General features: G+C 60.2%; 16 protein-coding genes. 6 read left to right on the top strand and 10 right to left on the bottom strand.

What is annotated here, in order from left to right; genetic code table 11:
- Positions 1 to 61 precede the first annotated feature (61 nt).
- The 9 genes from ACIQV9_RS24570 to bioB all read right to left on the bottom strand — a co-directional run bounded on the left by ACIQV9_RS24570 (position 62) and on the right by bioB (position 10,576).
- Complete coding sequence (locus tag ACIQV9_RS24570) at positions 62 to 1,858, bottom strand: acyl-CoA dehydrogenase C-terminal domain-containing protein (protein WP_403107045.1); 1,797 nt, start codon at positions 1,856 to 1,858, stop codon at positions 62 to 64.
- Between the two features lie 90 nt (positions 1,859 to 1,948).
- Positions 1,949 to 3,238 (bottom strand): GGDEF domain-containing protein, encoded by a 1,290-nt coding sequence (locus ACIQV9_RS24575; protein ID WP_403107048.1) that lies wholly within the window; start codon positions 3,236 to 3,238, stop codon positions 1,949 to 1,951.
- 241 nt (positions 3,239 to 3,479) lie between these two features.
- Positions 3,480 to 5,285: a phenylacyl-CoA dehydrogenase gene (locus ACIQV9_RS24580; protein WP_403107050.1), complete on the bottom strand. Its 1,806-nt coding sequence runs from the start codon at positions 5,283 to 5,285 to the stop codon at positions 3,480 to 3,482.
- A gap of 280 nt (positions 5,286 to 5,565) precedes the next feature.
- A complete protein-coding gene (locus ACIQV9_RS24585) occupies positions 5,566 to 5,862 on the bottom strand; it encodes a pyrroloquinoline quinone biosynthesis protein PqqE (RefSeq protein ID WP_403107053.1) in 297 nt (98 codons plus the stop codon).
- A 107-nt stretch (positions 5,863 to 5,969) separates the two neighbouring features.
- Positions 5,970 to 6,650 (bottom strand): dethiobiotin synthase, encoded by a 681-nt coding sequence (bioD, locus tag ACIQV9_RS24590; protein WP_403107055.1) that lies wholly within the window; start codon positions 6,648 to 6,650, stop codon positions 5,970 to 5,972.
- Positions 6,647 to 7,459 carry a malonyl-ACP O-methyltransferase BioC gene (bioC, locus tag ACIQV9_RS24595; RefSeq protein WP_403107058.1) on the bottom strand — a complete coding sequence of 271 codons (813 nt, stop codon included), beginning with the start codon at positions 7,457 to 7,459 and terminating at the stop codon, positions 6,647 to 6,649. Before bioC ends, bioD begins: the two co-directional genes overlap by 4 nt.
- The gene (locus ACIQV9_RS24600; protein WP_403107061.1) at positions 7,452 to 8,183 is read right to left on the bottom strand and encodes an alpha/beta fold hydrolase; all 732 of its coding nucleotides are present in this window, start codon (positions 8,181 to 8,183) and stop codon (positions 7,452 to 7,454) included. Before ACIQV9_RS24600 ends, bioC begins: the two co-directional genes overlap by 8 nt.
- Entirely contained in the window at positions 8,176 to 9,354 is a 1,179-nt protein-coding gene (gene bioF, locus ACIQV9_RS24605) for an 8-amino-7-oxononanoate synthase (RefSeq protein ID WP_403107064.1), read from the bottom strand. Before bioF ends, ACIQV9_RS24600 begins: the two co-directional genes overlap by 8 nt.
- Before the next feature lie 166 nt (positions 9,355 to 9,520).
- Positions 9,521 to 10,576 (bottom strand): biotin synthase BioB, encoded by a 1,056-nt coding sequence (gene bioB, locus ACIQV9_RS24610; RefSeq protein WP_010467114.1) that lies wholly within the window; start codon positions 10,574 to 10,576, stop codon positions 9,521 to 9,523.
- 92 nt (positions 10,577 to 10,668) lie between these two features.
- On the opposite strand from bioB, the gene ACIQV9_RS24615 reads away from it, so the two are divergent.
- From ACIQV9_RS24615 to rarD, 5 genes are all read left to right on the top strand, one after another.
- Entirely contained in the window at positions 10,669 to 11,409 is a 741-nt protein-coding gene (locus ACIQV9_RS24615; protein WP_403107067.1) for a ComF family protein, read from the top strand.
- A gap of 63 nt (positions 11,410 to 11,472) precedes the next feature.
- Positions 11,473 to 12,237 carry a TOBE domain-containing protein gene (locus ACIQV9_RS24620; protein ID WP_403107069.1) on the top strand — a complete coding sequence of 255 codons (765 nt, stop codon included), beginning with the start codon at positions 11,473 to 11,475 and terminating at the stop codon, positions 12,235 to 12,237.
- A gap of 58 nt (positions 12,238 to 12,295) precedes the next feature.
- The gene (locus ACIQV9_RS24625) at positions 12,296 to 14,197 is read left to right on the top strand and encodes a PhoX family protein (RefSeq protein WP_403107072.1); all 1,902 of its coding nucleotides are present in this window, start codon (positions 12,296 to 12,298) and stop codon (positions 14,195 to 14,197) included.
- 194 nt (positions 14,198 to 14,391) lie between these two features.
- Positions 14,392 to 15,366, top strand: coding sequence for a serine/threonine protein kinase (locus tag ACIQV9_RS24630; RefSeq protein WP_109635384.1), 975 nt, complete (start codon positions 14,392 to 14,394; stop codon positions 15,364 to 15,366).
- A 163-nt stretch (positions 15,367 to 15,529) separates the two neighbouring features.
- Complete coding sequence (gene rarD, locus ACIQV9_RS24635) at positions 15,530 to 16,417, top strand: EamA family transporter RarD (protein ID WP_403107077.1); 888 nt, start codon at positions 15,530 to 15,532, stop codon at positions 16,415 to 16,417.
- Positions 16,418 to 16,632: 215 nt separating this feature from the next.
- Here the strand turns inward: rarD and ACIQV9_RS24640 are convergent, their stop codons facing one another.
- The gene (locus ACIQV9_RS24640; RefSeq protein WP_094470306.1) at positions 16,633 to 17,151 is read right to left on the bottom strand and encodes a glycine cleavage system protein R; all 519 of its coding nucleotides are present in this window, start codon (positions 17,149 to 17,151) and stop codon (positions 16,633 to 16,635) included.
- A gap of 537 nt (positions 17,152 to 17,688) precedes the next feature.
- On the opposite strand from ACIQV9_RS24640, the gene ACIQV9_RS24645 reads away from it, so the two are divergent.
- Positions 17,689 to 19,866, top strand: a complete 2,178-nt coding sequence (locus tag ACIQV9_RS24645) for a malate synthase G (RefSeq protein ID WP_403107081.1) — start codon at positions 17,689 to 17,691, stop codon at positions 19,864 to 19,866.
- The last annotated feature ends 22 nt before the right edge of the window (positions 19,867 to 19,888 follow it).

A 19,888-nucleotide genomic window follows, 5' to 3' on the forward strand; every position in this document is an offset into this window, starting at 1 on the left:
ACTAAACAGTCATAAAAAAGCCCGCAATAATGCGGGCTCCTTTGTCACTGGTTTTAAAGATTTAAAGCGCAAACAGCTCCGCCGGTAGTTTCATCAGGCAATCGCTCCCTGCTTCGATGGCCGCCCGATGAGCGGCAGTGCGTGGCAGCAAACGCTTGAAGTAAAACTCGCTGGTTGCCAGTTTGCCCTGACAATAATCGGCATCACCGCTGCCCGCGTCGAGTTGCGCCTGGGCCACCAGCGCCATGCGCAGCCACAGATAGCCGAGAATGATGTAACCGCTGTACATCAAATAATCCACCGACGCCGCACCGACTTCGTCCGGATTCTTCATCGCGGCCATGCCGACCTTGGTGGTCAACTCGCCCCATTGCTGATTCAGTCCATTGAGTTGCGCCACATAGCTGGCCAGTTGTGGATGCTCGGCATTCGCCGCGCAGAACTTGTGGACGATTTTGGTGAAGCCACGCAGCAGTTTGCCCTGGCTGCCAAGCACTTTGCGCCCGAGCAGATCCAGCGCCTGAATGCCGTTGGTGCCTTCGTAGATCGGCGCGATCCGGCAGTCGCGAACCAGCTGCTCCATGCCCCATTCACGGATGAAGCCGTGACCGCCAAACACTTGCATGCCGTGGTTGGTCACTTCCAGCCCGGTATCGGTCATGAAGGCTTTGCAGATAGGCGTGAGGAATGCCAGAAGGTCTTCGGCGTCCTGGCGCGCCGTTTCATCCGGGCTCAAGTGCGCCACGTCCAGCAATTGCGCGGTGAAATAGGTCAGCGCGCGGTTGCCTTCGTTGAAGGCTTTCATGGTCAGCAACATCCGGCGCACGTCAGGATGCACGATGATCGGGTCGGCGGCTTTTTCCGGTGCTTTCGGGCCGGTCAGCGCGCGCATTTGCAGGCGATCGTTGGCGTACTTGATGGCGCCCTGGAAACTCGCCTCACCCAGACACAAACCCTGCATGCCGGTGCCGAGCCGTGCGTGGTTCATCATGGTGAACATGCAGTTCAAGCCCTTGTTCGGCTCGCCGATCAAGAAACCCTTGGCCTCGTCGAAATTCAGCACGCAGGTGGCCGAGGCCTTGATGCCCATTTTGTGTTCGATCGAGCCGCAGGAAACGCCGTTGCGCTCGCCGGCTTCACCCTCGGCATCGGGTAGGAATTTGGGAACGATGAACAGGGAAATGCCCTTGGTGCCTGCCGGAGCGTCCGGCAGTTTCGCCAACACCAGATGAATGATGTTGTCGCTCATGTCGTGTTCGCCGGCCGAGATGAAGATCTTGCTGCCGGAAATCGCGTAACTGCCGTCGGCTGAAGGCACGGCACGGGTTTTGATGATGCCCAGGTCAGTGCCGCAATGCGCCTCGGTCAGGCACATGGTGCCGGTCCATTGGCCAGCCGTCAGCTTGCTCAGGTAGGTGTTCTTCTGCTGCTCGGTGCCATGCGCGTGGATGGCCGACATTGCGCCATGGGTCAAGCCGGGGTACATGCCCCACGAGGTATTGCTGGAGCCGACCATTTCACTGATGACCAGACCCAGTGAACTTGGCAAACCCTGGCCGCCATAAGCCGGATCAGCCGCCAGACCATGCCAGCCACCTTCCACGTATTGCGCGAAAGCCTGCTTGAAGCCTGTAGGCGTTGTCACCACGCCGTTGTCGAAATGGCAGCCTTCTTCGTCGCCGCTGCGATTCAGCGGCGCCAGAACGTTCTCACAGAACTTTGCGCCTTCTTCGAGGATCGCATTGATCATGTCCGGGCTGGCATCGGTGGCGCCGAGCGCGGCGTAGTTGGCGTGGAAGTCGAAGACGTGGTCGATCAAAAAGCGCATGTCGCGCAAGGGAGCTTTGTACTCAGGCATGGTCGTTTCTCCGTCAGCAGATCGTTCAAACCTACTGCCGCCCACCCTGCCTCACAATCACAGTCCAGACGCTGAATGCGCCATCATCACTCAACCCGCAGCGGCGTCCATGCGCACCGCGCCACGGCGAGTCTGACCGAAGGCCACCACACAATTTCGCCCGGCGCCCTTGGCGCTGTAGAGCGCTTCGTCAGCGGACTTGAGCACTTTTTCCGGGGTGCGCTGCTCCACACGTTCAGCGACGCCGATGCTCACGGTCACCGACACGCTTGAAGCGCCCGACCCCGCGCGACGCTGGCGACCTTGCTGGTCGTCTTGCGGGCGGGCGTCCTGATTGCGCAATTGAATGTTGTACGTCGCGATGGATTCGCGGATGACTTCCAGGTGCGGCATGCACTCTTCGAGAGTCTTGCCCGCGAATACCAGGGCAAATTCCTCACCGCCGTAGCGATACGCCCTACCGCCTCCGCCGATTTTCGACAGCTTGCTGGCGACCAGTCGCAACACCTGATCTCCGACATCGTGACCGTGGGTGTCGTTGAATTTCTTGAAGTGATCGACGTCGCTCATGGCCAGCACGTAATTGCGCCCCAGCCGCTGCATCCGCTCGTTCAAGGCGCGGCGCCCCGGCAGACCGGTGAGCTCGTCGCGGAAAGCCATTTGATAGGCCTCGTGGGCGACCGCTGCGGCAATCATCAACATCACCTGGCTGCACATGATGTTCAGGGTGAACGGCAGGATGAAAGTTTTCGGCAGCGCCCAGAACAACCCGAGCAACCCCACCAGTTGTGCGGCGTGCAAGGGTCTCGGGTTACGCCAGTACTGCCAGCTCAGCAGCAGGAACGAGGCGATGAACACGGGATAGGACAACTGGATCAGGCTCATCCAGGCGCCATGCAGCGCTGGCCAGCGAATTTCCGACAGCCACATCAGCAAGGCCTGGGGATAACTTTGCTCCAGCCCCAACGCGACACTGCCGACGGCCAGCAACACCGCGAAGCGCGCCACCATGTCCTGAAACAAGTGGGTGCGCTCCTGCCAGGCAGCGAATACGCCGAACAACAGCGGCAGCAGCAGGCAACACAGGTGGAACACCACTGCTGCGTCATCACGGACCTTGCCGTTGTCGCGGTAATAATCGGTCTGGGTGTCGAGCAGAAAGTAGGCGATGTACACCGTCACCATCAGAAACAGTTCGCGCTGACGTCGGTAAACCGCGCAGTACGCACCGCCGAGCAATAGCACCAGAGTGGGCAGCACATTGAATAGCGAGGTGAAAAAGACGTTGAGGTCCTTGATGTAGGCGGCCGCAAGCCCCGCAAGTAAAAGCAGTAACGACGGTAGGAAATGGCTGAAACGTACAGCGGAAGAACGCGGCAAGGGTAAAGCTCCGACCGTCATGACAATAGATGGCATTGTGCCCACCTACTGTAACGGCAGAAATGCCGACTTACTGAGTCAATTGCCAGGTTTTTTTAGCGGGTGTGTCAGTGGACGCAGACCGGATGGGAAGTGCCTGGCTCCCATCAAAGATCGCGGGCGATTGCTTTTACTTTTTCCAAGCACAAAAAAGCCGCTACCCCCGAAGGGATAGCGGCTTCGTGAAGAACTGCGTTAAGGCTTAGTAGCCCAGCGCGAAGTCCTCTTCTTTCATGTCCATCAAGTTGTTGGCACCCGACAGCATGGTTGCAACGTGAGTGCGGGTACGCGGCAGGATGCGCTGGAAGTAGAAGCGCGCAGTCTGCAGCTTGGCGGTGTAGAACGCCTCTTCGGTAGTGCCGGCAGCCAGTTTCTCGGCAGCCAGACGCGCCATGTCAGCCCAGAAGTAGGCCAGGCAGGCGTAACCGGAGTACATCAGGTAGTCCACCGACGCCGCGCCGACTTCTTCGCGATCTTTCATGGCAGCCATACCGACCTTCATGGTCAGCTCGCCCCATTCTTTGTTCAGCGCAGCCAATGGCTCGACGAACTCTTTGACCGCTTCGTTGCCTTCGTTGGTCTGGCAGAACTTGTGGACGATCTTGGTGAAGCCTTTCAGGGCTTCGCCTTGAGTCATCAGCACTTTACGACCCAGCAGGTCGAGTGCCTGGATACCGGTGGTGCCTTCGTACAGCATCGAAATGCGGCTGTCGCGAACGTTCTGCTCCATGCCCCACTCGGCGATGAAGCCGTGGCCGCCGTAGATTTGCACGCCGTGGTTGGCGGATTCGAAGCCGACTTCAGTCATGAAGGCTTTGGCGATCGGGGTCATGAAGGCCAGCAGTGCGTCGGCTTTCTTCTTCTCTTCTTCATCTACGCCGTATTTGACGATGTCGACTTGCTTGGCGGTGAAGTAAACCATCGCGCGGTTGCCTTCGGCGAACGCTTTCATGGTCAACAGCATGCGACGGACGTCAGGGTGAACGATGATCGGGTCAGCGGCTTTTTCCGGCGCTTTCGGGCCAGTCAGCGAACGCATTTGCAGACGATCGCGAGCGTATTTCAGGCCGCCCTGGAAGCCGATCTCGGCGTGGGCCAGACCTTGCAGCGCGGTGCCCAGACGTGCGGTGTTCATGAAGGTGAACATGCAGTTCAGACCTTTGTTCGCCGGGCCGATCAGGTAACCGGTGGCCGCGTCGAAGTTCATCACGCAGGTGGCGTTGCCGTGGATGCCCATCTTGTGTTCCAGGGAACCACAGGTCACGGCGTTGCGTGCGCCAATCGAACCGTCAGCGTTCGGCATGAACTTCGGCACGATGAACAACGAAATGCCTTTGGTGCCAGCCGGTGCATCCGGCAGGCGAGCCAGCACGATGTGGACGATGTTGTCGGCCATGTCGTGTTCACCGGCCGAGATGAAGATCTTGGTGCCGGAGACTTTGTAGGAACCGTCGGCCTGAGGTTCGGCCTTGGTGCGCAACATGCCCAGGTCGGTGCCGCAGTGCGGTTCGGTCAGGCACATGGTGCCGGTCCATTCGCCGGACACCAGTTTGGTCAGGTAAGCCTCTTGCTGCTCAGGCGTACCGTGCTCGGAAATGGTGTTCATCGCGCCGTGCGACAGGCCTGGGTACATGCCCCACGACCAGTTGGCTTCGCCAACCATTTCGCTGACGGCCAGACCCAAAGACTCCGGCAGGCCTTGGCCGCCGTGCTCTACGTCATGGGCCAGGCTTGGCCAGCCGCCTTCAACGAATTGCTTGTAGGCTTCTTTGAAGCCAGTCGGGGTCTTAACGCCGGACTCGCTCCAGGTGCAGCCTTCGGTGTCACCCACGCGGTTCAGCGGAGCCAGCACCTGCTCACAAAACTTGGCGCCTTCTTTGAGAATGGCGTCAACCATCTCCGGAGTCGCGTCCGCGCAAGCCGGAAGGCTCTGATAGTGCGCTTCGTAGCCGAGCAGTTCGTCACGAACGAAGCGAATATCACGCAAGGGGGCCTTGTAGTCAGGCATAGCGATAAACCTCTGCTGATGTAACCGGGAATGAACGACCGTGTTGATTTGTTGTGACGGTCAAACAGTTGTTTGAAACATACGTTTACGCCCAAAACTTGTCAAGCGCCGATCTTTTGCCGTTCGTCATCACGCCACGCAAATGCCGGACACACAGCCACGCTGCTGCTGTTGACAACGCAACAGGCCATGCAGGAAAGATTAGTTGAGGGAGAAGGACTTACGCACAAAAACGCCGCGAATAGTCGCGGCGTTTTAGTGATGCGGATTCAGCGAGGGATCATGCGAAGGTATCGATCAGCGTACCAAGCACTTCATCGGAAGCTTTGGCGACTTTGGCGCCAGCCTCAACCTGAAACTTGCCCTGTGCCATCTCGACCATATTGCTGGCCAGGTCCGATTGCTGGCTGCGATCAACCGAACGCAGGCGGTCTACCTGAACCTCGGAAGACTGGCTGGTCACCGAACGCTCGATGGTGCTGCTGGCGATCTGGCTGGAAGCCTGATCGACACGGTTCTGCCCTGTCTGAATAGTGCTCAGACCGGCATAAAAAGCGGTGTTTCCTGAGATTTCCATAGGGGAACTCGTCCTACAAAGGATCAATGGCGGCCATTGAACCAGACCTGATGGCAAAAGGCCCGACAAAAACACTAATGGCACAGTGCCTTGTCATAGGCAAAATCTCAATCCAGCAAATCCAGTTGCAGATGTTCCGCCACCGCTTCTGCAGTCACCGATTTGAGTTTCGGCACTCGCCCAAGGCAAGGCGCGGGAATTCGCTCGGCGAGGGTCGCGAGGTTCTCTTCCAGGCGCGAGGTTTTCGGATCGATGATGTTGGCCACCCATCCCGCCAGCTGCAAACCGTCCTGGGCAATTGCCTCAGCGGTCAGCAGCGCATGATTGATGCAACCCAGTCGCACGCCGACCACCAGGATCACCGGCAGATCCAAAGCCATCGCCAGATCCGACAGATTGTCCTGATCCGCCAACGGCACGCGCCAGCCGCCGGCACCTTCGATCAAGGTGAAATCCGCCTGCATGTCGAGAATTTCGAGCATCGGCGCCAATAGGGATTGCACCGTCAGCGCCACGCCCGCCTCCCGCGCGGCCAGGTGCGGAGCGATTGGCGGTTCGAATGCCACCGGGTTGACCTGAGCATAAGTCAAAGGCAACGAACACTCGGCCAGCAGCGCCAGCGCATCGGAATTACGCAACCCCTTGGGCGTCACATCACAGCCAGAAGCGACCGGCTTGCCCGCCGCCGTACTCATGCCCGCCGACCGCGCGGCATGCAACAAGCCGGCAGCAATGGTGGTCTTGCCGACATCGGTGTCCGTGCCGGTGATGAAATAAGCAGCGCTCATACGGGTTTCTCCAACACGGCGTAGACCACCTGATAAGTCGCCGGCAATCCTTCGGCCTGACGAAACTGCTCATAAGCCTCGACCAAACCGAGGATCCGCGCCCGCCCGGTCAAACCGCCCGGCCGACCAGGGTTCAAGTTGTGCGCACCCAACGCCTTGAGTTCATGCGTCAGGCTGCGCACGTCCGGGTAATGCAACACATGAGCACGGGTTTGCAGACTGACAACCCTCAAGCCGCTGGAGGCACACAGCTGTTGATAAACACCGAACTCGCGGAAGCGATTGACGTGCACCATGCCATCCACCTGACGCCAGCTGTCACGCAACTCAAACAGCGTCCCTACACAAAGACTAGCAAACGCGAAAATCCCACCCGGCTTCAGTGCCCGATACGCCTCACTGAGCACCGATTCGAAATCCGCGCACCATTGCACCGCCAGGCTGGAGAAGATCAGATCACAGGTCGAATCCTGCAGCGGCAAACGCTCCGCATCCCCGGCGATGAAATGGCTGGCGCCGCCCAATGGCCGGGCGTGGTTGAGCATGCCCTCGGCGATGTCCATTGCCAGTCCGTTGCCCGTAGGAAAACGCTCGCTCAATGCCCGGCTGAAATGCCCGGTACCGCACCCCAGATCCAGCCAGACACCCGGCACAAAATCACCGGGCAAACGGCTCAACAACTGGCTGCCGACATCGCGCTGCAATTCGGCCACGCTGTCGTAACTCGCCGCCGCGCGGGAGAAGGAGGCCGCCACCTGGCGCTTGTCGGGCAAACCGCCGGGCAGATTGGGGAGAGATAAGTCAGTCATCACCGGACTCGTGCAAAAAGGCCTGGATCGCCCCCGCCACACCGTGGGGGTCTTCCAGAAGAAACGCATGGCTGGCCTGTTCAATCAGACCGATTTCGACGTCCGGCAGCAAGGCCAGAAGTTCTCCGGCCGCTTCGGCCGGGACCAGGCCGTCATGGCCGGCAAACAGATGCAACTGTGGGCCCTGAAAATCCAGCAAAGCCTGGCGTGTGCTCAACCCACCCAACAACTCCAGGCCACTGAGCAGCACTGGGCCGGACGTTTTGGGGGCGCCCGCCAACAAGAGCCGCGCCAGGGATCGTGGGTCGGCAGAGCCCTGCGAGCAAAGCAGACTGAAGCGCTTCAATGTCGCGCCCGGATCAACACGACAGCCGTTGAGGAAGGCATTGAAATCCTCTTCGCGCATGGCATTGGTCCAACCAGCCCAAGCCACGAAACAGGGATTGCTCGCCAGTGTCAGCAAGCCACAGCAACGATCCCCCCGACGCGCTGCCAGCTCAGACGCAAGCATCCCACCGAGGGACCAACCACCGAGCCAGGCGTCTTGCGGGATCGTCGAATCCAGCTCATCGAGCCATTCTTCAAGCTCGCTCGATTCCATGTCCGGCAACGGCTCGATCTCGACCCGCAGATGCTCATCCAGCCCCTGCAAGGCGGCCGCCAAAGGTTCCAGCGGTGAAATTCCGAGGCCCCAACCGGGCAGCAGAATCAATCGATCACGCATGGTTTGGCTCCGGTCCAAGTTGTTGAAAACAATCGGCCAGTCCATTCAACAATAGCTGCACCTGCGCCTCGCTGTGGGCGGCGGTCAGGGTCACGCGCAGACGGGCGCTGCCGGCGGGCACGGTGGGCGGTCGAATCGCCGTGACCATCAGCCCGCGCTCGCGCAGCATCTGCGACAGTCGCATCGCACGCCCGGCATCGCCGATCATGATCGGCTGGATCGGCGTGAAGCTGTCCATCAACTCCAGGCCGATCTGTTCGGCGCCATGGCGGAACTGGCGGATCAAGACGTTCAGATGCTCACGACGCCAATGTTCAGCGCGCAGCAGCTCGAGGCTTTTCAACGTTGCGCAGGCCAAGGCCGGTGGCTGGCTGGTGGTGTAGATGTAGGGGCGGGCAAACTGGATCAGGCTCTCAATCAGCTCTTCGCTGCCAGCCACAAAGGCACCTGCCGTTCCGAACGCCTTGCCAAGGGTACCGACCAATACCGGCACGTCTTCCTGGCTCAGACCGAAATGCTCGACGATTCCGCCGCCATTCGCGCCCAGCGGACCGAAGCCATGGGCGTCATCGACCATCAGCCACGCGCCTTTGGCCTTGGCTTCCCGGGCCAGCGCCGGCAAGTCGGCGATATCGCCGTCCATGCTGAACACGCCGTCGGTGACCACCAGCGTATTGCCGGTCGCCTTCTCCAGACGCTTGGCCAGACTGGCCGCGTCGTTGTGCAGATAACGATTGAAACGCGCGCCAGACAACAACCCGGCATCCAGCAACGAGGCATGGTTGAGGCGGTCTTCCAGCACCGTGTCGCCCTGCCCGATCAACGCGGTAACTGCGCCGAGGTTGGCCATGTAACCGGTGGTGAACAGCAGCGCACGCGGGCGCCCCGTCAAATCGGCCAAAGCTTCTTCCAGCGCGTGATGGGGCGTGCTGTGGCCAATGACCAGGTGCGACGCCCCACCACCAACGCCCCAACGGGCAGCACCGGCGCGCCAGGCTTCGATCACTTGCGGGTGATTGGCCAGGCCCAGGTAGTCGTTGTTACAGAACGCCAGCAACGGCTGACCGTCGACCACCACTTCCGGGCCTTGAGGGCTTTCGAGCAATGGGCGCTGGCGGTAGAGGTTTTCGGCACGACGGGCAGCAAGGCGTGCGGCGAGATCGAAAGACATGCAGGCCTCGTGGATCAGAATTCAGTAGCGATCGCAGTACCTGTGGGAGCGAGCTTGCTCGCGATAAGGCCATGACATCCAACATCTATGTTGAATATTAAAATGCTATCGCGAGCAGGCTCACTCCTACAGGGTTTTGCATTCCTTCAGAAGGATCAGTGGAGCGTTAAACAGCCGCGTTATAGAACTGCTCGCTGCTCTTCTGCTCAACCAGCGCTTGTTCGATCGCGGCCTGATGCACTTCGTCCGCGTGCTCTTCGCGCGCTTCCGGCAGGATCCCCAGGCGCGAGAACAGTTGCATGTCCTTGTCGGCCTGCGGGTTGGCGGTGGTCAGCAGTTTTTCGCCGTAGAAAATCGAGTTGGCACCGGCAAAGAACGCCAGGGCCTGCATCTGCTCGTTCATCGCTTCGCGGCCGGCGGACAGGCGCACGTGGGATTGCGGCATCAGGATGCGCGCGACGGCGAGCATGCGGATGAAGTCGAACGGGTCGATGTCTTCGGCATTTTCCAGCGGCGTACCGGCGACTTTCACCAGCATGTTGATTGGCACCGACTCTGGGTGTTCCGGCAGGTTGGCCAGCTGGATCAGCAGATTGGCGCGGTCATCGAGGGACTCGCCCATGCCGAGGATGCCGCCGGAGCAGATCTTCATCCCGGACTCACGCACGTAGGCCAGGGTTTGCAGGCGCTCGCTGTAGGTGCGGGTGGTGATGATGCTGCCGTAGAACTCCGGCGAGGTATCGAGGTTGTGGTTGTAGTAGTCGAGGCCGGCGTCAGCCAGAGCGACGGTCTGGTCCTGATCCAGGCGACCCAGGGTCATGCAGGTTTCCAGGCCCATGGCTTTCACGCCTTTGACCATTTCCAGCACATACGGCATGTCTTTGGCCGACGGGTGTTTCCACGCCGCGCCCATGCAGAAACGGGTCGAACCAATGGCCTTGGCGCGAGCGGCCTCTTCGAGGACCTTCTGCACTTCCATCAGTTTTTCTTTTTCCAGGCCGGTGTTGTAGTGACCGGACTGCGGACAATATTTGCAATCTTCCGGGCAGGCGCCGGTCTTGATCGACAGCAAGGTGGAAACCTGGACACGGTTGGCGTCGAAATGCGCGCGGTGCACCGTTTGCGCCTGGAACAACAGGTCGTTGAATGGCTGAACGAAGAGTGCTTTGACTTCGGCCAAAGACCAGTCATGACGCAGGGTTGCAGAGGTGCTGGCGCTCATGGGCGTTTCCTTTGTTTTATGCTTGGCAAGCGGTCGGGGGATGGAATACCCACAGACGCGACACGGATGTTCGGCATATTTAAGGAAGAGCGATGCGCTGTCAACCACCATACGTAGGACCGGTTTACATCTGGTTAAACAATGATCAACACTGCTTACTCTGCAGCGAGGCCACCGAAGAAGTCAGGCCCATCTGCATGGCCTGTGAAACCGACCTGCCCTGGCTGGGCGATCACTGTCAGACCTGCGCCCTGCCCTTGCCTGCGTCGGGCCTGACGTGTGGCCCATGTTTAAAGCTGCCGCCGGCCTTCGAGCGGGTCGCCGCGCCCTGGACGTATAGCTTTCCGGTGGACACATTGATCACGCGCTTCAAGCACAGCGCCAAGTGGCCGTTTGGCCGCCTGCTCGGCGAACTTCTCGCGCAGTTCCTGCAACATCGCTTCGATGAGGATCTTGATCGTCCTGACGCTCTGGTCCCTGTTCCGCTTGCGGCAAAACGCCTGCGCCAACGGGGTTTCAACCAGGCGGCGATGCTAGCCCGCTGGCTCAGTAGCAGCCTCGACATTCCTTGCGATGAAAAACTGCTGCTGAGGATTCAGGACACCAGCGCGCAACAGGACCTGAATGCCGACGCTCGCAAAAAGAACCTGCGCAACGCCTTTGCCCTGGTGTCTGGGGCATCCATCAAGGGTCGGCACCTGGCGATAGTGGACGACGTGCTGACCACCGGCGCCACGGCCCAGGCCCTGGCTCGCCTGTTGATGGAGGCCGGCGCCGCGCGGGTCGACGTCTACTGCCTGGCCCGCACGCCCAAACCCGGCGATGCGCCCTGACTTGACTCCCGAGCCCCAAGCCGCCAACGTCCTTCCCATCGCCACAGCCCAAAGCGTCTTGCCATGTCCTTGCCTACGTTGTTGTCGCAGCACATTGTCCGTCGTCCGCAGCGCATTGCGCTGCTGCAACACATCGCCGAACAAGGCTCGATCACCCGCGCCGCGAAAAGCGCGGGGCTGAGTTACAAAGCAGCTTGGGACGCCATCGATGAGTTGAACAACCTCGCGCAAAAACCGTTGGTGGAACGCAACGTCGGCGGCAAGGGCGGTGGTGGCGCCAAGCTTTCAAGCGAAGGCCAGCGAGTGCTGCGCCTGTATCAAAAACTGCAAGCCTTGCAGGCCCAGGTGCTGGAAGCCGCCGAAGATGCCAGCGATCTCGACCTGCTTGGCCGACTGATGCTCAGAACCAGCGCGCGCAATCAACTGCATGGCAAGGTTGTGGCGATTGATACCCAAGGGCACAACGACCGGATTCGCCTTGAACTGGCCCAAGGCTTGACCCTCGATGCGCAGATCACGCACGACAGCACCCTGCGCCTGGAGCTGGAGACCGGCACCGAAGTCGTGGCCCTGATCAAGGCCGGTTGGCTGGAGTTACTGGGCATTGATCAACAAGCAACACCGGGCAACAACTTTCTGAAGGGCATCATCGAAGAAATTCTCGACGCCGAGGACGGCCCCAGCGAAGTGCGCATCGGCCTGCCCAATGGCCAGACACTCTGCGCGCTGGCCGAACCGCTGCACTTGAGAACCCTCGGTCTGGCCGCCGATAAACCGGTGCTGGTGCAGTTCGCGCCATCCAACGTTTTACTCGGTACACCGCTTTGAAACACAAGTGTCATTAACGCTCATTAAGGTGACTGCAAAAACCCGCAGGGAGCCTGATGTGAGCCTATTAGAAGACAACCAATCCACCGACCTCGAGAAAATGGTCGGCCTCAGCCGTCGTGGTTTCATCAGCGCCGGCGCCCTCTGCGGTGCCGCCATGTTCCTCGGCGGCAACCTGCTGAGCCGCAGCGTGCTGGCCGCGAGTGTCAGCGCAGGCTCCAGCAAACTGTTGGGTTTTGACAGCATCCCCGCCGCCACCAGTGACGCAATCACCCTGCCGCCGGGCTACAAGTCTTCGGTGCTGATCAGCTGGGGCCAACCCCTGCAGAAGAACGGCCCGGCATTCGACCCGAGCGGCAACGGCACGGCCGAACATCAGGAAGTCCAGTTCGGCGACAACAACGACGGCATGAGCCTGTTCGAATTTCCGGGTGAAACAGACCGGGCGCTGATGGCGATCAATAACGAGTACACCAACTACCGTTATCTCTACCCGCACGGCGGCATGCCGCAATCAGCCGGGGACGTGCACAAAGCCTTGGCTTGCGAAGGCGTGTCGGTGATCGAAGTGCAGCGCAAGAACGGCCAATGGCAATTCGTCCAGGGCTCGCGCTACAACCGGCGCATTCACGGCAATGCACCGATCAGTCTGAGCGGCCCGGCCGCCGGCCACGCGCTGGTGAAAACCAGTGCAGACCCGCACGGCAAGAATGTCCTCGGCACCTTCCAGAACTGCGCCAACGGCATGACGCCGTGGGGCACTTACCTGACGTGCGAAGAGAACTTCACCGATTGCTTCGGCAGCAGCAACGCCGAGCAGAAATTCGATGCCGCACAGAAGCGCTACGGCGCAGTGGCGGCCAGTAAAGAGATCAACTGGCATCAACACGATGAGCGGTTCGACCTGGCGAAGAACCCCAACGAGCTCAACCGTCACGGCTGGGTCGTGGAAATCGACCCGTTCGATCCGCAATCGACGCCGGTCAAGCGCACGGCCCTGGGCCGCTTCAAACATGAAAACGCTGCGCTGGCTGAAACCCATGACGGTCACGCCGTGGTGTACATGGGCGACGATGAGCGCGGCGAGTTCATCTACAAATTCGTCAGCCGCGACAAGATCAACCACAAAAACCCCAAGGCCAACCGCGATCTGCTAGACCACGGCACCTTGTATGTGGCGCGCTTCGATGCGGGCGACAGCAACGCCGATCATCCGAAAGGCCAGGGCGAGTGGATCGAACTGACCCACGGTAAAAACGGCATCGACGCCAGCAGCGGTTTTGCCGATCAGGCCGAAGTGCTGATTCACGCGCGCCTCGCGGCCAGCGTGGTGAAGGCCACGCGCATGGACCGGCCGGAATGGATCGTCGTCAGCCCCAAGGATGGCCAGGTTTATTGCACCCTGACCAACAACGCCAAGCGCGGCGAAGACGGCCAACCCGTGGGCGGGCCGAACCCGCGCGAGAAGAACGTTTACGGGCAGATTTTGCGCTGGCGCACTGACCGCGACGATCACGGCTCGAAAAGCTTTGCCTGGGACCTGTTTGTGGTCGCCGGCAACCCGGGCGTTCACGCCGGTACGCCGAAGGGCGGCTCGTCGAACATCACGCCACAAAACATGTTCAACAGTCCGGATGGCCTGGGCTTCGACAAGGCCGGACGGTTGTGGATTCTCACTGATGGCGACTCGAGCAATGCCGGGGATTTTGCCGGTATGGGTAACAACCAGATGCTGTGTGCCGACCCGGTGACCGGAGAGATTCGTCGGTTCATGGTTGGGCCGGTTGGCTGTGAGGTCACGGGGATCAGCTTTTCGCCGGATCAGAAGACGCTCTTTGTCGGGATTCAGCATCCGGGAGAGAACGGGGGATCGACGTTCCCTGAGCATCTGCCGAATGGCAAGCCACGGTCGTCGGTGATGGCGATTTCCCGCGAGGATGGCGGGATCGTCGGCGCCTGATAAACGCCCCCCTAGTGATCGTTCCCACGCTCTGCGTGGGAATGCAGCCCGGGACGCTCTGCGTCCCAGAAACGGACGCGGAGCGTCCGGAGAGGCATTCCCACGCAGAGCGTGGGAACGATCCCCCTAAAGAAGCCCCGTCTGCGCTACCATGCTTGGCCGGACGCGGCAGCCTGCTGCGCGCAGGAGTCAGCATGGCCCACCCGTTTGCAACCCTCACCCCAGACCTCGTGCTCGATGCCGTCGAAAGCATCGGCTTTCTCAGCGACGCGCGCATCCTGGCACTCAACAGCTACGAGAACCGCGTCTATCAAGTCGGCATCGAAGACTCCGAGCCGTTGATCGCCAAGTTCTACCGCCCACAACGCTGGACCAACGAAGCGATTCTCGAAGAACACCAGTTCACCTTCGAGCTCGCCGAGTGTGACGTGCCGGTGGTGGCGCCGATGATTCACAACGGTGCCAGCCTGCATGAACACGCCGGTTTCCGTTTCACCCTGTTCCCCCGCCGTGGCGGCCGTGCGCCGGAGCCGGGCAATCTCGATCAGCTGTATCGCCTGGGCCAGTTGCTCGGCAGGCTGCACGCCGTCGGTGCGACCAAGCCGTTCGAACACCGTGAAGCGCTCGGCGTGAAGAATTTCGGTCACGACTCGCTGACCACCTTGCTCGAAGGCAATTTCGTACCCAAAAGCCTGCTGCCCGCCTACGAGTCCGTGGCCCGCGACCTGCTCAAGCGCGTGGAAGAGGTCTACAAAGCCACGCCGCACCAGAACATCCGCATGCACGGCGATTGCCACCCCGGCAACATGATGTGCCGCGACGAAATGTTCCACATCGTCGACCTCGACGACTGTCGCATGGGCCCGGCCGTTCAGGACATCTGGATGATGCTGGCCGGCGATCGCCAGGAATGTCTCGGTCAGTTGTCGGAGTTGATGGACGGCTACAACGAATTCCACGACTTCGACCCGCGGGAACTGGCGCTGATCGAACCGCTGCGCGCCTTGCGCTTGATGCATTACAGCGCTTGGCTCGCCCGCCGCTGGGACGACCCGGCGTTCCCGCACAGCTTTCCATGGTTCGGCAGTGAGCGGTATTGGGGGGATCAGGTGTTGGCGTTGCGTGAGCAACTGGCTGCACTGAATGAAGAACCCCTGAAACTCTTCTGACCAACACATCCCCTGTAGGAGCGAGGCTTGCCCGCGAAGAACGATAACGCGGTATTCCAGGCAGACCGCGTTATCGTTCTTCGCGGGCAAGCCTCGCTCCTACAAAAAATACAACACATCTATACAATTCCCACTTTGTTAGCTGCCTAAGCAAGGATTCTGCATGCAAGCTGCCAACCCGCGTCGCGGGTACATCCTGGGTCTGAGTGCCTACATCATCTGGGGACTTTTCCCGCTCTACTTCAAAGCCATCGCCAGCGTGCCCGCCGTGGAGATCATCATCCACCGAGTGCTCTGGTCCGCGCTGTTCGGCGCCTTGCTGCTGATGGTGTGGAAACATCCGGGCTGGTGGCGCGAGTTGCGGGACAACCCCAAACGCCTGGCGATCCTGGCCCTGAGTGGCACGTTGATCGCGGCCAACTGGCTGACCTACGTTTGGTCGGTGAACAACGGGCGCATGCTCGAAGCCAGTCTCGGTTACTACATCAACCCGCTGGTGAACGTGCTGTTGGGCATGCTGATCCTTGGCGAACGGCTGCGGCGCATGCAATGGCTGGCGGTTGGCCTGGCAGCGGTCGGCGTCGCACAGCAGGTCTGGCAAGTCGGCAGTCTGCCGTGGGTGTCGCTGGTGTTGGCGCTGACGTTCGGCTTCTACGGCCTGATCCGCAAGCAAGCGCCCGTCAAGGCATTGCCGGGACTGGTGGTGGAAACCTGGATGCTGGTGCCGATTGCCATTGCCTGGCTGCTGTTCAATCAGACGGCCACAAGCGCTCAGCCCGAGTTCTGGACCACTTCCGAAGCCTGGTGGCTGGTGGCGGCCGGGCCGGTGACGCTGGTGCCGCTGGTGTGTTTCAACGCCGCCGCACGGCATCTGCCCTACACGACGCTGGGATTCCTCCAGTACCTGGCACCGACGCTGGTGCTGTTGCAAGCCGTGCTGCTGTTTGGCGAGCATTTGTCTTCCAGCACGCTGGTCGCCTTCATCTTTATCTGGGCCGGTCTGGCGATTTACAGCGTCGATGCGGTGATCAGTATGCGCCGCCGCAGCTGATCAAAAAACACACAAACCTCTACAGACCACGTCCTTCGTGGCCTGCAGCGATCCTTCCCAAGGTTATCCACAGCGTGATCCCCGCTGTTTGTGCGCAACTTGTTGAAACTGATGGTTTTTTGATCAGAGCTTGAAGACGCCCGGCCCGCCTGGGCTGGCGGGCTGTCTCTACAGGTTATCCACAGGCAGGTGCACGTTTAACTTGGATAACCCTGTCAGGGTTCACTGCGCAGCACCAATTCCACCATCAAATCGTCGGCCAGGGTTTCCAGGCGCGACTGCAAGACATCCAGCGACAAGGTCAGCGGTACCGCCAGAATCGCTTCGGCGTGGAACAGCGGCTCGCTGCTCATCGGCGCCGGACGTACTTCGGTCACCAGACGCTCCAGGTTCACGCCTTGCTCACTCAGCAGGCGAGTGATGTCTCGGACAATCCCCGGGCGGTCATTGCCCACCAACTCCATGGCAATCGGTTTCCAGGTGCAGGATTGCTCGATGCCGCTTTCGGCGATCAGCACGCGAATGCCGTGGGCGGACAACGCCTTCAGGGCATCGACCAGCTCATCGTAGGCCTCGGCCGGCACGCCCACCCGAAGAATCCCGGCGAACTGCCCGGCCATGCGCGACATGCGGCTCTCCAGCCAGTTGCCGCCATGCTCGGCAATGCATTGGGCAATGCGCTCGACCTGCCCTGGCTTGTCCGGAGCGAAAACAGTGAGTACGAGGTGGTCCATGGCGCAGCCCTCTTTTGTTATAGAAAAAGAAGTATAGGCAAGGGTTGTTGCTGCGTTGATTCGGCGGACGCCTTCGCGGGCAAGCCTCGCTCCTACAAGGAACCACGCACCCCTGTAGGAGCGAGGCTTGCCCGCGAAAGGAGCGCCGCGATGAACCTGCAAACAACAAATCGTGTACAAGTTTTTATATTTAACTGGAACAATCCAATAGTTTTTTGAGAACATCCCGTGCCCCGACGTGACTGCAATGCGTCATGGGGTCGCAGAACGACGTAATTAGTCTAATTTTCACAAGCGCAATTCATCATGTAGTATGCCGCAGCGCGCACTACATAACGCTGGATCGATGTCTGCCACAGGCACACTCGCAGCCCTGAAAGCCCTATCAGCAAGGCCTCAAAGCCGTTGATCGGTTCCATCCCAGCCGCCCGAAATGGCATGTACTGGTGGAGGGGGTTTGTGGTTTAAATAGCCAGGGGCTTCATTGTTAATTTGAAGAGCTGAAAAGCGAAATAGCTGAGCAGAGTGAGGCAAGCAATGACTGAACACGTTCAAGTCGGTGGCCTGCAGGTCGCCAAAGTCCTGTTCGACTTCGTGAACAACGAAGCCATTCCCGGTACCGGCCTCACCGCCGATAAGTTCTGGGCCGGTGCCGACAAGGTCATTCATGACCTGGCGCCGAAGAACAAAGCCCTACTCGCCAAACGCGATGATTTCCAGGCTCGTATCGATGGCTGGCACCAATCCCGTGCCGCTCAACCACACGACGCTGTGGCCTATAAAGCCTTCCTGCAAGACATCGGTTATCTGCTGCCAGAAGCGGCCGATTTCCAGGCAACGACGCAAAACGTCGATGACGAAATCGCCCGCATGGCCGGTCCACAGCTCGTGGTGCCGGTGATGAATGCCCGCTTTGCGCTCAATGCCTCGAACGCCCGCTGGGGTTCGCTGTACGACGCGCTCTACGGCACCGACGCCATCAGCGAAGCCGACGGCGCGGAGAAAGGCAAAGGCTACAACAAGGTTCGCGGCGACAAGGTCATCGCCTTCGCCCGTGCCTTCCTCGACGAAGCCGCGCCATTGGCGGCCGGCTCCCACGTCGATTCCACCGGCTACAAGATCGTTGACGGCAAACTGGTGGTCGCCCTTAAAGGCGGCAGCAACACCGGCCTGCGCAACGACGCCCAACTGATCGGTTTCCACGGCGATGCAGCCGCACCGACCGCGATCCTGCTGAAAAACAACGGCCTGCATTTCGAAATCCAGGTCGACGCCAGCACCCCGGTCGGCCAGACCGACGCTGCCGGTATCAAAGACATCCTGATGGAAGCCGCGCTGACCACCATCATGGACTGCGAAGACTCCGTCGCCGCTGTCGATGCCGATGACAAAGTGGTGATCTACCGCAACTGGCTCGGCCTGATGAAGGGCGACCTGTCGGAAGAAGTCTCCAAGGGTGGTCAGACCTTTACCCGCACCATGAACGCTGATCGCACCTACACCGGTGTCGACGGCAAGGAACTCAGCCTGCACGGTCGCTCGCTGTTGTTCGTGCGCAACGTCGGTCACCTGATGACCATCGATGCGATCATCGACAAAGACGGCAACGAAGTACCTGAAGGCATTCTCGACGGCCTGATCACCAGCCTTGCGGCGACCCACAGCCTCAACGGCAACAGCTCGCGCAAGAACAGCCGCACCGGTTCGGTCTACATCGTCAAACCGAAAATGCACGGCCCGGAAGAAGCCGCGTTCACCAACGAGCTCTTCGGTCGCATCGAAGAAGTGCTCGGTCTGCCGCGCAACACGCTGAAAGTCGGGATCATGGACGAGGAGCGCCGGACCACGGTCAACCTCAAGGCCTGCATCAAGGCCGCCAGCGAGCGCGTGGTGTTCATCAACACCGGTTTCCTCGACCGCACGGGCGACGAAATCCACACCTCCATGGAAGCCGGCCCGATGGTGCGCAAGGCGGACATGAAGGCCGAGAAGTGGATCGGCGCCTACGAAAACTGGAACGTTGATATCGGTTTGAGCACCGGCCTGCAAGGTCGTGCCCAGATCGGTAAAGGCATGTGGGCGATGCCCGACCTGATGGCTGCGATGCTCGAACAGAAAATCGCTCACCCGATGGCCGGCGCCAACACCGCCTGGGTTCCGTCACCGACCGCTGCCGCGTTGCACGCGCTGCATTACCACAAGGTCGACGTGTTCGCCCGTCAGGCCGAGCTGGCCAAACGTGCCCGCGCTTCGGTGGACGACATCCTGACCATCCCGTTGGCCGTCAATCCAGACTGGACCGCAGAGCAAATCAAGAACGAACTGGACAACAACGCCCAGGGCATTCTCGGTTACGTGGTGCGCTGGATCGACCAGGGCGTGGGTTGCTCGAAGGTGCCGGACATCAATGACATCGGCCTGATGGAAGACCGTGCGACGCTGCGTATTTCCAGCCAGCACATCGCCAACTGGCTGCGTCACGGCATCGTCACCGAAGAACAAGTGATGGAAAGCCTCAAGCGCATGGCGCCGGTGGTTGACCGTCAGAACGCCAATGACCCGCTGTACCGTCCGCTGGCACCGAACTTCGACAGCAACATCGCCTTCCAGGCGGCGGTCGAACTGGTGGTTGAAGGCACGAAGCAGCCGAACGGCTACACCGAGCCGGTCCTGCACCGTCGTCGTCGCGAGTTCAAGGCTGCCAATGGCCTGTAACTGAACGCTGACACCGGACAAA

Source organism: Pseudomonas sp. NPDC099000, assembly GCF_044759925.1.
Lineage (GTDB): Bacteria > Pseudomonadota > Gammaproteobacteria > Pseudomonadales > Pseudomonadaceae > Aquipseudomonas.

Excerpts from the sequence above, each read along its gene's own strand:
- bioF (WP_403107064.1), bottom strand. The coding sequence starts at position 9,354 with ATGTCTTTCGATCTCGCCGCACGCCTTGCTGCCCGTCGTGCCGAAAAC.
- ACIQV9_RS24645 (WP_403107081.1), top strand. The coding sequence starts at position 17,689 with ATGACTGAACACGTTCAAGTCGGTGGCCTGCAGGTCGCCAAAGTCCTG.
- ACIQV9_RS24615 (WP_403107067.1), top strand. The coding sequence starts at position 10,669 with ATGCGCTGTCAACCACCATACGTAGGACCGGTTTACATCTGGTTAAAC.
- ACIQV9_RS24570 (WP_403107045.1), bottom strand. The coding sequence starts at position 1,858 with ATGCCTGAGTACAAAGCTCCCTTGCGCGACATGCGCTTTTTGATCGAC.
- ACIQV9_RS24640 (WP_094470306.1), bottom strand. The coding sequence starts at position 17,151 with ATGGACCACCTCGTACTCACTGTTTTCGCTCCGGACAAGCCAGGGCAG.
- bioD (WP_403107055.1), bottom strand. The coding sequence starts at position 6,650 with ATGAGCGCTGCTTATTTCATCACCGGCACGGACACCGATGTCGGCAAG.
- bioC (WP_403107058.1), bottom strand. The coding sequence starts at position 7,459 with ATGACTGACTTATCTCTCCCCAATCTGCCCGGCGGTTTGCCCGACAAG.
- ACIQV9_RS24580 (WP_403107050.1), bottom strand. The coding sequence starts at position 5,285 with ATGCCTGACTACAAGGCCCCCTTGCGTGATATTCGCTTCGTTCGTGAC.
- ACIQV9_RS24630 (WP_109635384.1), top strand. The coding sequence starts at position 14,392 with ATGGCCCACCCGTTTGCAACCCTCACCCCAGACCTCGTGCTCGATGCC.
- ACIQV9_RS24600 (WP_403107061.1), bottom strand. The coding sequence starts at position 8,183 with ATGCGTGATCGATTGATTCTGCTGCCCGGTTGGGGCCTCGGAATTTCA.
- rarD (WP_403107077.1), top strand. The coding sequence starts at position 15,530 with ATGCAAGCTGCCAACCCGCGTCGCGGGTACATCCTGGGTCTGAGTGCC.
- ACIQV9_RS24620 (WP_403107069.1), top strand. The coding sequence starts at position 11,473 with ATGTCCTTGCCTACGTTGTTGTCGCAGCACATTGTCCGTCGTCCGCAG.
- ACIQV9_RS24585 (WP_403107053.1), bottom strand. The coding sequence starts at position 5,862 with ATGGAAATCTCAGGAAACACCGCTTTTTATGCCGGTCTGAGCACTATT.
- bioB (WP_010467114.1), bottom strand. The coding sequence starts at position 10,576 with ATGAGCGCCAGCACCTCTGCAACCCTGCGTCATGACTGGTCTTTGGCC.